The organism is Vibrio tubiashii (assembly GCF_028551255.1).
Classification (GTDB): Bacteria; Pseudomonadota; Gammaproteobacteria; order Enterobacterales; family Vibrionaceae; genus Vibrio; species Vibrio tubiashii_B.
The window spans coordinates 1,918,287-1,932,684 of sequence record NZ_CP117029.1 but is presented as its reverse complement, the minus strand read 5'-3'; the positions used below and the strand labels follow the sequence as shown (position 1 = coordinate 1,932,684).

Here is a 14,398-nt window from a genome sequence, read left to right as displayed (position 1 = left end):
TTGTTCGAGGTATTAAGCGTGAGCCGCTAATTTCTGCACTAGCTCATAAGCCTTGCCAGAGTTCATCGCTTCCAGAGCTTGCGCTGCGTTTGCTTTAAGGTCTTCGTGACCAAATAGACGCATGAGTAGTGCCACATTGACGGCTACCGCACCCGCTTGAGCTTCTGTGCCTTTGCCAGTCAAGATATTTGTCGTGATAGCCTTGTTCTCTTCCGGCGTGCCGCCCTTAATTGCTTCGAGTGGGTGTTGGTTTAGGCCAAAGTCCGCAGGCGAAACTGTGTATTCATGAATTTGGTTATCTCTGATTTCAGCAACCGTGGTTTCGCCGTGAATTGCGACTTCATCTAAGCCACTACCGTGGACAACCGCTGCGCGTTTCATGCCCATCTTAAGCATGGTTTCTGCGATAGGGCGAACCAACTCTTTACTGTATACACCCATAAGCTCGATGTTTGGACGAGCAGGGTTAATCAACGGGCCAAGGATATTGAAGATGGTACGTGTTTTCATCGTTTGACGCACAGGCATAGCATGACGTACACCGCTGTGATATTGCGGCGCAAACAAGAATGCAACACCGATTTTGTCGACCGCATTGCGCGTGTCTTCAGCACTCATCGCTAGGTTAATACCAAATTTATCGAGCAGGTCTGAAGAACCAGACTTACTTGAAACGCTTCGGTTACCATGTTTCGCAACTTTTAAACCACATGCCGCTGCGACAAATGCAGATGTGGTCGAAATATTGATGGTATCATGACCGTCTCCGCCTGTTCCTACAATATCAGCAAAGTCATAATCTGGTCGTGGGAATGAGTTCGCATTGGCTAACAACGCTTTTGCTGCTCCAGCAATCTCGTCTGGGGTCTCGCCTTTGATTTTTAGCGCAGTTAGGGCTGACGCCATTAGAATTTGGTCTAACTCACCGCGGATAATAACGTCGAAAAGCTGTTGGCTTTCTTGCTCGCTCAGTGACTCTTGCTCGTAAAGTTTGTTGATAATCTGTTCCATGACCTTATTCCTTATTTGTCGTTCTTCTTTAGAGCCCACTCAATGGCATTAGCTAGCAGCGTTGCACCGTAGGTAGTCATAATTGATTCTGGGTGGAATTGGAAACCGCACACCTTGTCTTGCTCTTGTACTACAGACATCACCAAATCATCAACCTCAGCCGTGATGGTTAAAGTCGATGGTACTTCGGTGGCGACTAACGAATGATAGCGAGCAATCGCTAGAGGAGAAGGTAGCCCAGCATAAGTGTCGTGGTTTTGGTGTTCCATCATCGATACTTTACCGTGAATGATTTCACCCGCGCCAGCCACGGTGCCGCCATAGGCTTCGACGATTGCTTGGTGACCTAAACAAATACCAATCATAGGTACTTTGCCTTTAAGACGCTGGATAATCTCTGGCATTGAGCCCGCTTCTGACGGAGCCCCTGGACCTGGAGAAAGGAGCACCACTGGGTTATCTAAGTTAGCGACTGTCGATTCAATGACCTCTGCCGCGATGTTGTTACGGTAGATAGTCACGTCGTGACCTAATGAGCGGAATTGATCCACCAGGTTGTAGGTGAACGAATCAAAGTTGTCGATAAAAACGATATTTGCCATCTCGATGCTACTCCTTATGTGCTGATTGAATAGCAGAGATTACTGCTTGAGCTTTACCGCGGGTTTCGTCAGCTTCAGCTTGTGGATCTGAATCAAAAACAACCCCAGCGCCGGCTTGAACTTGCGCGATGCCATTTTCTACGTAAGCAGAGCGAATCACGATACACGTATCTAATGTTCCTTCTCCAGTAAGATAGCCCACTGCGCCGCCATAGCTGCCGCGGCGGGCTCCCTCGACATCTCGAATCAATTGCATTGCGCGGATTTTCGGCGCACCAGTTAGCGTGCCCATGTTCATACAAGCTTGATAAGCGTGTAGGGCATCTAAGTCATCACGCAATTGACCTACAACACGTGAGACTAGGTGCATCACATGGCTGTAACGGTCGACTTTAAGCAAGTCAGCAACGTGGCGAGTGCCTGCTTGAGAGATACGAGCCACATCATTGCGTGCTAAATCGACCAGCATCATGTGCTCAGCATTCTCTTTTTTATCAGTGCGCAGCTCTAGTTCAATACGGCTATCTAGGTCAAAGTCGATCTCGCCATTTGGTCTTTTACCACGGCGGCGCGTACCGGCAATTGGGTAGATTTCAACTTGGTTTGATTGAGTTTCGTACTTAAGGGCACTTTCCGGTGAAGCGCCGAACAGAGTGAAAAGCTCATCTTGCATGTAGAACATGTAAGGGCTTGGGTTGCTCTTTTTTAGCTCTTTATAAGCCGCTAGTGGAGAAGGGCAAGGCAAGGTAAAGCGACGTGATGGCACGACTTGGAAAACATCGCCTTTAACCACAAACTCTTTTAGGTCGCGCACAATCTGACAGAAGTCAGTATCAGAAATGCTTGGCTGCGCGTGGGTATCAGCAACTGGTATTGCTTTTGGTAGCGTTTTTAAATTGGCGCAAGCAGCACTGATCTCTTCGATACGAGCAGTTAATTCAGGTTTGCAAGCGTCGGTTGCGAACAGGGCAGCTTGAAGCTCACAGGACTGCTTTTGATGGTCGACAACCAATAAGGTTTCCGCAACATAGAAAACGTAGTCAGGACATTGGTTTGATTGCGCTGCATCACCCAAAGGCTCAAAGTTAGCCACTAAGTCATAGGCAAACAAGCCACCGATAAAGATCGCGTGCTTGTGCAGTTCTGCAATATTGAAGCTGTGCTGAATCAAGCGCAGCGCATCAAAGGAAGAGGCTTCACGTAGGCGAGAGTCTTCATCTAAAGTGTTGCACGGTTCACTGTATTCCAGTACCAGTTCGCTGCCGTTGAACGTATGTTCAATACTTGGATTGATGTTGTGCGTAAGATGAGAAAGCAGGTTTTTACCATTGTCGGTTAACGCGGTCATTATCACTGTATGTCCGTAACAAACGATGCGCACCGCTGAGTCAACAATAAGAAGGCTTTGTAGGTCCTGCTTTGAGTCGATTTCAGCAGATTCCAATAGCAGGCTGTCGGTTTTGTTCTCACATAGCGTGTGGAACAGCTGCGTAGGATCTTGGGCATATGGGGCCGTACTTCGAATTAACTCGATGTTACCTAGCTTCTTGATTTCAATGGCCTTGTTCACAAGACCTCCTTTTCTCTAAAATTTTTACTTCCTGCCGTACATAGTCGCATAAAGCAAACGGTCACCCAATCAGGATTTGGTTAAATTTGACGATTGTTTAAGCACTTAGATGTGAGACAGATTACAAAACAAAAAAGCCCGCTTTGGTAGCGGGCTTTTGAAACTTGAATTCTATGAATTAGAAGTACACGTTAGCCCACCAAGAACTTGTCCAAGTGCGCCACCAAGCAAGATCAGCTGAACTATTATTCATAGTGCCAGCAGCAACTTTTGCTTTATGGTTTTGGTTAATGTCTTGTAACATAGTGAGCCTTAAATCAGGTACTTCGTATTTGTGTACTAGTTAACTAGTGCAGAGGTAAAAAGTCAACTAAAAAAACAAAATTATGAGAATTGATTTACACAGTCATACGACCGCCTCAGATGGAAGACTGCCTCCACATGAATTAATAGATAGAGCCCTTGGCTTTCAGCTTGATGTGTTAGCGATAACCGATCACGATACCGTCGATGCACTAGCGACCGCGCATCAATATGTCCAAGACAATAATCTGCCTTTGAAGATCATCAACGGAATTGAAATTTCTACCGTTTGGCAGAATAAAGATATTCACATTGTAGGTTTGAATATCGACCCAGAGTCTCAAGCTCTCAACGGACTGATCGTAAAACAGAAAAATCATCGCGTGGCACGTGCTGAATTGATCGCTCATCGCCTTGAGAAAGCAACGCAAGAAGGCGTGCTCGAAGATGTCAAAGCAATTGCTGGTGACGCGCCAATTACGCGAGCGCATTTCGCTAAATGGTTGGTCGATAACGGCTATGCCAAAACGATGCAGCAAGTGTTTAAGAAATACCTAACGCGAAATAATCCGGGTTATGTGCCGCCAAACTGGTGCACAATGAAAGAAGCGATTGAAGCAATTCATGCCGCTGGTGGGCAGGCTGTACTGGCTCACCCAGGGCGCTATGATCTAACCGCCAAATGGATAAAACGGCTTATCAGTGCTTTTGTTGAAGCTGGAGGAGATGCGATGGAAGTTGCTCAACCTCAACAAGGGCAACAAGAAAGGCGCAACTTGGCGGATTATGCTATACAATACAATCTATTAGCCTCTCAAGGCAGCGACTTTCATTATCCTTCACCTTGGATGGAGTTAGGACGAAATTTATGGCTTCCGTCGGGCGTAGAACCTGTATGGAAAGATTGGGGTATTGAGCCTTCAAAGTCAGAACCAATCAATACCAATTAACTATAGAGTCGTGAGACTCGATAATGAGGAATTACAATGAGCCAGTTTTTTTACGTACACCCAGAAAACCCTCAGGCTCGCTTGATCAATCAAGCTGTAGCAATCATTCGTAATGGTGGGGTAGTGATTTACCCTACAGATTCGGGCTACGCATTGGGTTGTCAGCTTGAAAATAAACAGGCACTGGAGCGTATCTGTCAGATTCGTCGTTTAGATGATAAGCACAACTTTACTTTGTTGTGCCGCGATTTATCTGAGCTCTCTCTTTATGCTCGTGTAGATAACACGGCATTTCGTCTGCTGAAAAACAATACGCCTGGGCCATACACCTTTATTTTTAAAGGGACTAAGGAAGTGCCGCGTCGCTTAATGAACGCCAAGCGTAAGACGATTGGTATTCGCGTGCCAGATAACCAAATTGCCCTCGACTTACTCGAAGCGCTTGGCGAGCCGTTGATGTCAACATCGCTTATCTTACCAGGTAACGATATGACCGAATCTGATCCAGAGGACATTCGCGACAAACTAGAGCATGCGGTGGATTGCATTCTTAATGGTGGTTATCTAGGCGAGCAACCAACAACTGTGGTTGATTTCAGTAATGATGAACCAATCATTGCCCGTGTTGGTTCAGGTGATCCTGCTCCATTCGAATAGTCAAAAGTGCGTGATTTTCACCACACTTTTTGCGATAATGTGCGACCGCGATTTTGGGTCGCACTTGTTTATTCGACGTCTGAGAAGACGACACATAGGTAGATAAATGAACGAAAAACTACAGAAAGTATTGGCTCGGGCTGGTCATGGCTCTCGACGCGAACTAGAAGCTTTGATTAAAGCAGGTCGTGTGAGCGTGAACGGTATCGTTGCTAAACTTGGCGAACGACTAGAAGACGAAAATGCAGTTGTACGTATCGACGGACACACTGTTTCTGCTAAAGCGCAGGAAGAAGTGATTTGTCGCGTATTAGCGTACTACAAGCCTGAAGGTGAACTGTGTACTCGTCATGATCCAGAAGGTCGTCGTACTGTTTTTGATCGTCTGCCAAAAATCCGCGGTTCTCGTTGGATTTCAGTTGGCCGTCTGGATGCGAACACTTCGGGCCTACTGCTATTTACCACTGACGGTGAATTAGCTAACCGCTTAATGCACCCAAGTCGCCAAGTAGAGCGTGAATACCTAGTACGTGTATTTGGTGAAGTGACTGAACAGAAGGTGAAGAACCTAGTTCGTGGCGTTGAACTTGAAGACGGCATGGCTCGTTTCGAAGACGTTGTCTACGCGGGTGGTGATGGTATGAACCACACTTTCTACGTAGCGATTAACGAAGGTCGTAACCGTGAGGTTCGTCGTTTGTGGGAATCTCAAGACACCACAGTTAGCCGCTTAAAACGTGTACGTTACGGTGACATTTACCTAGACAAGAAACTGCCTCGCGGTGGATGGATGGAACTTGATCTTAAAGAGGTTAACTATCTACGTGAGTTGGTTGAGCTTCGCCCAGAGAAAGAGACATTGCTTGATGAAAACAAAGCAAACTCATCTCGCAAACGCGAACGTTCACGCAGCCAGAAGATTCGCCGTGCAGTTAAACGTCACGAAGAGCGCGTAAACAGTGGTGGTGGTCGTAGCAATAACCCATCACGCCGTAAGCCGAAAAAAGGCGCAGGCCAGCCGAACGCACGCAATAAGCAGCGTTAAACAAAAGCAACGTGATTTAAAAAGCAGCCAGTTGGCTGCTTTTTTCGTTTTGAACTGCTGTTAACTCCAGCGACCTTTTCGCTCAGATTTGCGCTGAGCACACACATCAAGAATGTTCTGTTTTTGCTCATTGGTTGATTGTGACCATCTTAATATTTCATCCAACGAACGATAGCAACCCAAGCAAATATCATCCTGATCTAAACAGCAATGACGAATGCAGGGGTTAGGAATAGAGCGATTTGAAGGTTGCGCTGCCATAAGCCATACCAAAAACACCTTTTGTATAAGTATACAAAAAGCCCCGGCTTACGGTATTTGTAGGCCGGGGCTATGTAAGATTTTTACCTATTAAAGCGTTTGATTGAGCGTGAAGTAACGACCTTGCTGCTCTATCAATTGTTGGTGAGTGCCATGTTCAACTATCTCACCTTGCTCGATTAAACAAATCGAATCCATCTTGTCTAAGTCAACCAAACGGTGGGTAATAAACACCACGGTCTTACCGACAAAATGCTGCTCGAACAATTGCATGATTTGCTGCTCTGTCTGCTTATCTAAACCTTCAGTAGGTTCATCAAGTAACAGAATTGGCGCATTGTGTAGTAGGGCGCGTGCGATACCAATACGGCGCTTTTCACCACCAGACAGCTGTCGACCACCGTCGCCAAGCCATGTGTCTAAGCCTGTTTCATCGAGAAGTTTAGCCAGCCCAACTTTAGACAGCACTTGAGCAAGCTCATCGTCCTCTGTTTGCGGTTTCGCCATGACTAGGTTGTCACGCAGTGAACCATTAAGAATATCGACACGTTGGCTCACAACGCTAATGGCTTGACGCAGTTGGCTTTCACTCCATTCTTGGATTGGCTTACCCGCAATTTCGATGCAGCCTTGTTGAACATCCCAATAGCGGTTGAGCAACTGTAGAAGGGTCGATTTGCCAGAGCCAGTTTGACCGACAATTGCAATTCTATGTTGAGCTGGAATCGCTAACTCGATGTTTTTAATGACATCGTTGTTTGCATCAGGGTAGTGGAAAGAGACCCCTTTATACTCGATTGAGAACTGCTGCTCATGTTCTGTCTCTTTCTCTGGGAAACAGACATCTGGCTCAGATTGAGTAATATCGTTAAGCCTGCGCGCTGAAGTCAGTGTCTGGCCTAGGTGTTGGAATGCACCAGCAATTGGCATTAACAGCTCAACACTCGCCATTGTAGCAAACGCAACCAGAGCGATCATAGGATCTGGCGTGTTACCACCGACTCCGTCCGCTGCCAGCCATAGCATGAGCACAATCGTCCAGCCGTTAGCCAATAGCAGTAAGGCTTGTGCCAATCCAGAAAAGTGAGCATTAAAGAACTGATTCTTTAGTAGCTTTTGCTGTGTATCTAGGATTGCATTGCGGTAGCGTTCTTCTGCACCAAATAGTGTGAGTTCACTGTAGCCCTGTAACCAATCTAGAGTAGCGATACGTAAATCGGCTTTGTTTTGAGTGAGCTCGCCACCGTTGCGCTTACCCAGTTTGTAAAACAATACAGGCCATGTCAGCAGTATTGCGAACAGAATAGCGCCCAATGTTAAGCCTAGCTCTGCATCAAACCAGCTAATAAGAGCAGTAAGGCCCAAGATACCTAACGTACCGACAACCATTGGGCTGACCAGCCTTAGGTAGACATGGTCCATGGCATCGATATCAGCTACGAGGCGGTTGAGTAAATCGGCGTCACGAAGGTTAGATACGCGACCGGGAATCAGCGGTGCTAGCTTAGAAAAGAAAAAGATTCGTAGATCAGTAAGCAGCTTGAAAGTGGCGTTATGGCTAACCACACGCTCACCCCAACGTCCGGCAGTTCGGCCCATAGCAAATCCACGCACAAACGCGCCTGGCAGCATGTAGTTAAAGGTTTCTCTTGCGATGGTGAGACCTGCAACCGCTGCTGCTGATAAGAACCAACCTGATAAGGTCAAAAGACCAATAGAAGCAGCTAAGGTTAGAAACGCCAATAGCATACCGAGTGAAAGACCAAACCAGTGCTTCTTATACAGTTTTAGGTAGGGAAGTAATTCACGCATCTAAGTTCCCCTTATTGGTTTGGTTAAGTGCTTGGTTGGCAGAGAGCATTTCTTGGAACAGTCCTTCACAGTTAGCGAGGTGATCAAACTGCCCTGACTGAACAATTTGACCATCTTTCATAACGAGGATTTGCTCGACATTTTTAAGTGGCGTTAGCTGGTGGGTAACCATCAAGGCGGTTTTACCTGTGATTTGGTTTTCTAAACCTTGCATCACAAGACGCTCACTTCGTGCATCCAAGCTTGCCGTTGGTTCATCAAGCAACCAGAAGTGGCCGTTTTGCACCATAGCTCGTGCTAAAGCAAGACGCTGAGCTTGACCTACTGATAAACCACCAGAGCGGTCGGAAACAGCGTAATCAAGACCATGTTGATTAACGAACTCTGCTGAGAACGACTCTTCTAAAGCTTGATTGATGACTTGGTCACTGACGTTGGTTTTACCCAGCGTAATGTTGTCACGTATTGAGCCGTGCAGTAGCAGTGGGTTTTGACCAACCCAACTGATTTTCTCACGCCAACTTTCAAGATCGAGCTCAGTACGTTCAATGTTGTTAATCGTCAGCGACCCTTTATAAGGTAAGAAACCCAAGATTGCGTTTATCAGGGTCGTTTTACCTGCGCCGCTTGGCCCAACTAAGGCCGTGGTTTGCGCAGAAGAAAGCTCAAAGCTTACAGGCCCCAATAGTTTCTGCCCTTCTGGAGAGTAAACTTCGAGATCTTTTGCTGTGATGGATATGGAGTCTGTGTCACCCAGCTTGGTTGAACCTGAGCGAACGGTTTCGACGTCTGTTTCAATAAACTCAACAATGCTTTCAGCAGCGCCTACCGCTTGCTGTTTCGCGTGGTAGAAAGTGCCTAAGTCGCGCAGCGGCTGATAAAACTCAGGGGCTAAGACCAGAATAAATAGTCCTGCAAACAGCGTGACACCCGCACCGTAATCACCAAAGTTGAGCTCTCCGATGAAAGCGAAGCCAAAGTAAACCGCTGTTAATGCAATCGAGATAGAAGTAAAGAACTCAAGTACCGCAGAGGAGAGAAACGCTATTTTGAGTACATCCATAGTGCGCACTCTAAACACTTCCGATGCACCGCGCATCACTTCAGTCTCTGCCGCGGTTCTATCAAACAATCTGATGGTTGCCATTGACTGTAGGCGGTCATAGAAGTGACCGGATAAACGCTGTAACGCTTTAAAGTTCTTACGGTTAGCGTCAGCGGCTTTCATTCCCACTAATGCCATAAACATTGGAACTAATGGCGCGGTAATCAAGAAGATCAAACCGGCTGCCCAGTTGACCGGGAAAACAACGATCAAGATGACAAAAGGTACTAAGACAGAAAGCGACATTTGCGGTAAGTAACGAGCAAAGAAGTCATGCATATCTTCTACTTGTTCTAGCAACAAGGTTGCCCAAGCACCTGCGGGTTTTCCCTTGATGTATGCAGGACCAAGTTCACGCAGTTTATCGAGAATAAGTTGGCGAATATAAACTCGAATCTGTTCACCACAACGATAACCAGCGATTTCGCGACCCCATGAACAAAGAGCACGAGCACCAATAACGGCAACTAAACCAAAGAAGTAAGGGACTAATTCATATTTATCGACATGTTCGATAATGAGTTGGTGCAAGATCGTTGCAAGCAGAGCGGCCTGAACTAAAAGGAATATGCTTGAAAGAACACCTAGACCGACAGCAATCATAAGCCAGCGCTTGGCGAGCTTACTTTGCTGCTTGAGCCATTGATTCAAGCTGCGTTGTTTCTTTTTATCCATCGTGAAGGCTTAATGAGAATTATTATAAAGTTTTAGAACTGGGCATTATACAAAAGAAAGCCCCGCGGGAATACCGCAGGGCTTTAAGGTTTTGAGCTAAAAATGAAAAATATTATTTACTATCAGCAAGAGCGTCGAGGTAACGTTCAGCGTCAAGAGCTGCCATACAACCACTACCTGCAGAAGTAATCGCTTGACGGTAGTTATGGTCCATCACATCACCCGCTGCAAAAACACCCGGTACGCTTGTTTGCGTTGCATTACCTTCTAAGCCAGATTGAACGATGATGTAACCATCTTTCATCTCTAGCTGACCTTCAAAGATTGAGGTGTTTGGCTGGTGACCAATCGCAATAAAGGCGCCCATTACATCAATTTGTTCGATATTGTCTGACTGAGTATCTTTGATTCGTACGCCCGTCACACCCATGTCGTCACCGACGACTTCTTCCAAAGTACGATCGGTATGAAGAACAATGTTGCCATTCTCCACTTTATCCATCAGGCGTTTTACTAAGATTTTTTCAGCGCGGAAGCTGTCACGGCGGTGAATTAAGTGAACTTCAGAAGCAATGTTCGAAAGGTAAAGTGCTTCTTCAACTGCGGTATTACCACCACCAACAACGGCAACTTTTTGGTTGCGGTAGAAGAAACCATCACAAGTTGCACAAGCTGAAACACCGCGACCTTTAAATGCTTCTTCAGACTCTAGACCTAAGTACTTAGCAGAAGCACCGGTTGAAATAATAAGCGCATCACAGGTGTATTCTCCGCTATCACCTTTGAGACGGAAAGGACGCTGGCTGAAATCAACTTCATTGATGTGATCAAAAAGAATTTCTGTTTCAAAGCGTTCAGCATGCTCTTTCATTCGATCCATTAGACCAGGACCGGTCAAACCTTCAGGATCGCCAGGCCAGTTTTCCACTTCAGTGGTTGTCGTTAACTGACCACCTTGTTGCATACCTGTCACCAGAACAGGGTTTAAGTTTGCGCGGGCAGCATAAACTGCGGCAGTGTAGCCAGCAGGACCAGATCCAAGGATTAAAAGATTGCTATGTTTTACGTCGCTCATTTGTGCTCCATTAGCGGTGACGCTTCTTCATTTATTTGGTTCGATTGTATGGAATATATGGGGCCATTTAAAGGGTTAGCAAGGGAGAAGAATGTAATTATTGGTTATAGATTAGAACGCAAACGTTATCTGCTGATGTGCGGTCTGCATTTATAACTCATTGATGTTGATGAGAAAATTATTTGGCTCTAGTGAAGTCATCTAGTTTTTGAACTTGTGGCTTTTGAAATCTGGACTTAATTACTGCTATTTTTGTCATTTGCGGGTTAATATTCTAAAATATATATAATGATGGATTGAAATGCTAAAAAAAGTTGATCTGACAATACAAATGCGCAAATAATAAATGTGAATAAGATGTTAATCATATTATAGGTATGTACATTCATTAAGGAGATGATGATGTTACATCAGCGCGAAACTACCCTACAACTGACCAAGTTAAGTGATGCTGCGATTTCACAACTAGCCCCTTCGTTTACTCAACTGCCTCATACCGAGCATGCTGATGGCCAGTATCGGTTAAGACGCTACTCCGTAGTGACTTTGCAAGATGGCAACGTGGTCGATTTGAATAAGAGTGAATTCGTTCAAAGTGACGATATCAATCGCTTTCAGGGTAATGTGGTTCGCCAGTTTGAACCGATCGAAAAGCCGATCATGAATAGTGACGGTATGCGTGAAATGTGTCAGCTATTTGCGCAATCTAATCATCTTACTGATGGTCATGAGATCGAGATTCACCAAATTCGTATCTCGGCTGTTTATGACGAGACTCAGGTTGCGCCAGAAGGTGTTCACCAAGATGGATTTGAACATCTCGCAGTAGTAGGCATGGGGCGTCACAATATTGAGGGCGGCGACATCATGGTTTACAGCAGCTTCAACGAAGCTCCATTCTTCCGTAAAGCCTTGCATAGTGGCGAAGTCGCCATGCTAGCTGACGACAAACTTTGGCATAATGCGACACCAATTCGCTCGGTTATTGAGGGTGAAGCGGGGCATATGGATGTATTTGTGTTAACCGCAAAGGACAGTGTGAATGAGCTTCACTCCTAATTTAGCAAGAGCGCAGTTCAGCGCTCTTGGTCAAACACATAATGATCTGCCAGTTATCTTTTTAGATGGCCCGGGCGGCTCTCAAGTACCAAAGTCTGTACTTGAAGCGATGCAGGCTTATTTGGGGTTCTTCAACTCTAACTTAGGTGGTCATTACTTTTCGAGTCAGCAAACGACCGATTTAATGAAGCAAGCACGTGAGCATGCTCAAGCCTTGGTCAATGCTGAATCAAGCAGCAACATAGTGTTTGGCGCAAATATGACGTCGCTAACCTTTCAGTTAAGCCGTGCAATCAGCCGAGATTGGCAAGCTGGCGATGAAGTGATTGTTACGGCTCTTGACCATTATTCGAATGTCTCAAGCTGGCAACAAGCCGCAGAAGACAAAGGTGCGGTTGTTCACCAAGCTCGTGTTGACGAAAGCGACTGTGGTCTTGATATCGACCATTTACTTTCGCTGATCAATGAGAAGACTGCGCTTGTTGCTTTGACCTATGCGTCGAACACAACAGGTTCAATTGTTGATGTTCAACGCGTTGTTGAAGCCGCTCATAAAGTGGGTGCAAAGGTTTATGTAGACGCTGTTCACTATGCGCCGCATCACTTAGTTGACGTGCAAAAGCTTGGCTGTGATTTCTTAGCTTGCTCTGCGTATAAATTCTTTGGCCCACACGTCGGTATTGCTTATATAGCGCCGAAATGGTTACAAACGTTGAAGCCTTACAAAGTTGAACCTGCGACAAATGAAGGTCCGGGCCGCTTTGAAACGGGTACACAAAGCTTTGAAGGTTTAGCAGGCGTAATCGCTGCAGTGAAATACCTGTCGCAGTGGGGGAAAAGCAACGCTTCGCTAAGGGAAAGATTAGTCGACTCATTTAAGCGGTTTAACCAACATGAATCAGCGATAAGCGAGCGTTTTCTTAGCCGATTGTCTGAACTCGAAGGGGTGAAATTGTTTGGTAAGTTGGAAGCTGATAGCGAGCTAAGAACGCCAACCTTCGCCTTAACGTTTGATAATCATTCACCTGAGTTTATTGCTAGGAAGCTCGGAGAAAGAAATATCTGTGTTTGGAATGGACATTTCTACGCGCTTGGCTTGGTTCGCCAGCTTGATTTAGAAGCGAGTGGTGGTGTAGTGCGAATTGGCTTTATGCATTACAACACATTAGAAGAAGTGGATATTCTGTTCGATGAGCTGAAGATTATTCTCGAACAATAACCTCATAGAAAGACCTCCCGAGCGGAGGTCTTTCTTGTTCACCATTAGGCGCTGACTTCCACTTCATAAGAAGTGAACTTACGAATATTGATTACTCCGGTATCAAAGATCATATACTGACCTTTAATTCCTTGCAGAATCCCCGTTACTTCCGGGTTTTTGTCAAAGTTATGAGAAGTAATTTTGGTCGGATGTTGCTCCACTGGATAACTGATTGTAGTGATATTCTCACTTAGGATCTCAATCGCATCCTCACCGTACTGCTGTTTAATTTCAGCAATTTTGTCTTCAACCAAAGGCAAGAGTTCAGCAAACCTTTCTTCTAGAGCCATTGGCTCTCCATCACCTTTTAGCAGGGTACGCCAGTTAGTTTTATCCGCGATGTGTTTTGCCAGTTCCACCTCGATAAGACCTGAAATATGACGAGTCTTGACCTTGAAAATTGGCAAGCCTTGAGTTGCGCCTTGATCGATCCAACGAGTTGGGATCTGAGTGTGGCGAGTGATGCCCACTTTCAAACTTGAAGTGTTTGATAAATAGACGAAGTGGTCAACCATACAGTTTTCCTCACCCCATTGCGGCTCGCGACACGTGCCCTGATCGTAGTGACACGTTTCAGGTTTCATGATGCACATATCGCAACTGGCGAGCTTTTTCATACAGACAAAGCAGTGTCCCTGTGAATAGCTTTTCTTGGTTTTTTTGCCACAAGAACTACAGAAGATATTACCAGTATGAGTGAGTGTAATGCTCTTACCAATGAAAGGTGAGAGGTCAACTAACTCATCACCGACTGGAAGTCGATAATGAACGGTATTTTCGAGAGAGGCGCGCATTTTACTTAGCGTACCTTTAGCTAATAAAGACATGACAGTGCTCTTATTTTAGTGAGGGTTAATCCTCTTGTTTTTAGATCGTTATTGTAGCACTAATAACAAGCAAGTCTTGAGCAGTCGGCGATAATGAAAGTGTAAGAGAATAGTTTGGTTATATTTAAGTCAATAAGCATCAAGTTTATGAGTCAGATCTAATATTTATCTGCTAGAACATAACT

The 14,398-nt window shown here is 45.5% G+C and carries 14 protein-coding genes and 1 other annotated feature; of the genes, 5 read left to right on the top strand and 9 right to left on the bottom strand.

Annotation, left to right across the window (positions count from 1 at the left end):
* Positions 1 to 12 precede the first annotated feature (12 nt).
* From trpD to LYZ37_RS08800, 4 genes are all read right to left on the bottom strand, one after another.
* The gene (trpD, locus tag LYZ37_RS08815; protein WP_272785210.1) at positions 13 to 1,011 is read right to left on the bottom strand and encodes an anthranilate phosphoribosyltransferase; all 999 of its coding nucleotides are present in this window, start codon (positions 1,009 to 1,011) and stop codon (positions 13 to 15) included.
* 11 nt (positions 1,012 to 1,022) lie between these two features.
* Positions 1,023 to 1,613 carry an aminodeoxychorismate/anthranilate synthase component II gene (locus LYZ37_RS08810; protein ID WP_272785209.1) on the bottom strand — a complete coding sequence of 197 codons (591 nt, stop codon included), beginning with the start codon at positions 1,611 to 1,613 and terminating at the stop codon, positions 1,023 to 1,025.
* 7 nt (positions 1,614 to 1,620) lie between these two features.
* Positions 1,621 to 3,183, bottom strand: a complete 1,563-nt coding sequence (locus LYZ37_RS08805) for an anthranilate synthase component 1 (protein ID WP_272785208.1) — start codon at positions 3,181 to 3,183, stop codon at positions 1,621 to 1,623.
* 128 nt (positions 3,184 to 3,311) lie between these two features.
* Positions 3,312 to 3,415: a sequence feature (Trp leader region), on the bottom strand.
* Entirely contained in the window at positions 3,362 to 3,487 is a 126-nt protein-coding gene (locus LYZ37_RS08800; RefSeq protein WP_004743554.1) for a hypothetical protein, read from the bottom strand. (Overlaps the previous feature by 54 nt.)
* Positions 3,488 to 3,569: 82 nt before the next feature.
* On the opposite strand from LYZ37_RS08800, the gene rnm reads away from it, so the two are divergent.
* From rnm to rluB, 3 genes are all read left to right on the top strand, one after another.
* On the top strand, positions 3,570 to 4,436 hold the full coding sequence (gene rnm, locus LYZ37_RS08795; protein ID WP_272785207.1) for an RNase RNM: 867 nt from the start codon (positions 3,570 to 3,572) through the stop codon (positions 4,434 to 4,436).
* 36 nt (positions 4,437 to 4,472) lie between these two features.
* Positions 4,473 to 5,093 (top strand): L-threonylcarbamoyladenylate synthase, encoded by a 621-nt coding sequence (locus LYZ37_RS08790; RefSeq protein ID WP_004743552.1) that lies wholly within the window; start codon positions 4,473 to 4,475, stop codon positions 5,091 to 5,093.
* 106 nt (positions 5,094 to 5,199) lie between these two features.
* Complete coding sequence (rluB, locus tag LYZ37_RS08785; protein WP_004749286.1) at positions 5,200 to 6,138, top strand: 23S rRNA pseudouridine(2605) synthase RluB; 939 nt, start codon at positions 5,200 to 5,202, stop codon at positions 6,136 to 6,138.
* Positions 6,139 to 6,198: 60 nt separating this feature from the next.
* Here the strand turns inward: rluB and LYZ37_RS08780 are convergent, their stop codons facing one another.
* The 4 genes from LYZ37_RS08780 to trxB all read right to left on the bottom strand — a co-directional run bounded on the left by LYZ37_RS08780 (position 6,199) and on the right by trxB (position 11,066).
* Positions 6,199 to 6,399 (bottom strand): DUF1289 domain-containing protein, encoded by a 201-nt coding sequence (locus tag LYZ37_RS08780; protein WP_272785206.1) that lies wholly within the window; start codon positions 6,397 to 6,399, stop codon positions 6,199 to 6,201.
* A 90-nt stretch (positions 6,400 to 6,489) separates the two neighbouring features.
* Positions 6,490 to 8,211 (bottom strand): heme ABC transporter ATP-binding protein/permease CydC, encoded by a 1,722-nt coding sequence (gene cydC / locus LYZ37_RS08775; protein WP_272785205.1) that lies wholly within the window; start codon positions 8,209 to 8,211, stop codon positions 6,490 to 6,492.
* A complete protein-coding gene (gene cydD / locus LYZ37_RS08770) occupies positions 8,204 to 9,991 on the bottom strand; it encodes a heme ABC transporter permease/ATP-binding protein CydD (protein WP_272785204.1) in 1,788 nt (595 codons plus the stop codon). Before cydD ends, cydC begins: the two co-directional genes overlap by 8 nt.
* 112 nt (positions 9,992 to 10,103) lie before the next feature.
* Complete coding sequence (gene trxB, locus LYZ37_RS08765; RefSeq protein WP_004749027.1) at positions 10,104 to 11,066, bottom strand: thioredoxin-disulfide reductase; 963 nt, start codon at positions 11,064 to 11,066, stop codon at positions 10,104 to 10,106.
* Positions 11,067 to 11,468: 402 nt separating this feature from the next.
* Between trxB and LYZ37_RS08760 the strand changes: the two genes are divergently transcribed.
* Both LYZ37_RS08760 and LYZ37_RS08755 read left to right on the top strand, forming a co-directional pair.
* Positions 11,469 to 12,125 (top strand): 2OG-Fe dioxygenase family protein, encoded by a 657-nt coding sequence (locus LYZ37_RS08760; RefSeq protein ID WP_174329880.1) that lies wholly within the window; start codon positions 11,469 to 11,471, stop codon positions 12,123 to 12,125.
* Positions 12,109 to 13,344 (top strand): cysteine desulfurase-like protein, encoded by a 1,236-nt coding sequence (locus LYZ37_RS08755; protein ID WP_272785203.1) that lies wholly within the window; start codon positions 12,109 to 12,111, stop codon positions 13,342 to 13,344. The genes LYZ37_RS08760 and LYZ37_RS08755 overlap by 17 nt, the downstream gene beginning before the upstream one ends.
* A gap of 44 nt (positions 13,345 to 13,388) precedes the next feature.
* Here the strand turns inward: LYZ37_RS08755 and LYZ37_RS08750 are convergent, their stop codons facing one another.
* Positions 13,389 to 14,213, bottom strand: coding sequence for a DUF2797 domain-containing protein (locus tag LYZ37_RS08750; protein WP_272785202.1), 825 nt, complete (start codon positions 14,211 to 14,213; stop codon positions 13,389 to 13,391).
* Positions 14,214 to 14,398: the final 185 nt, after the last annotated feature.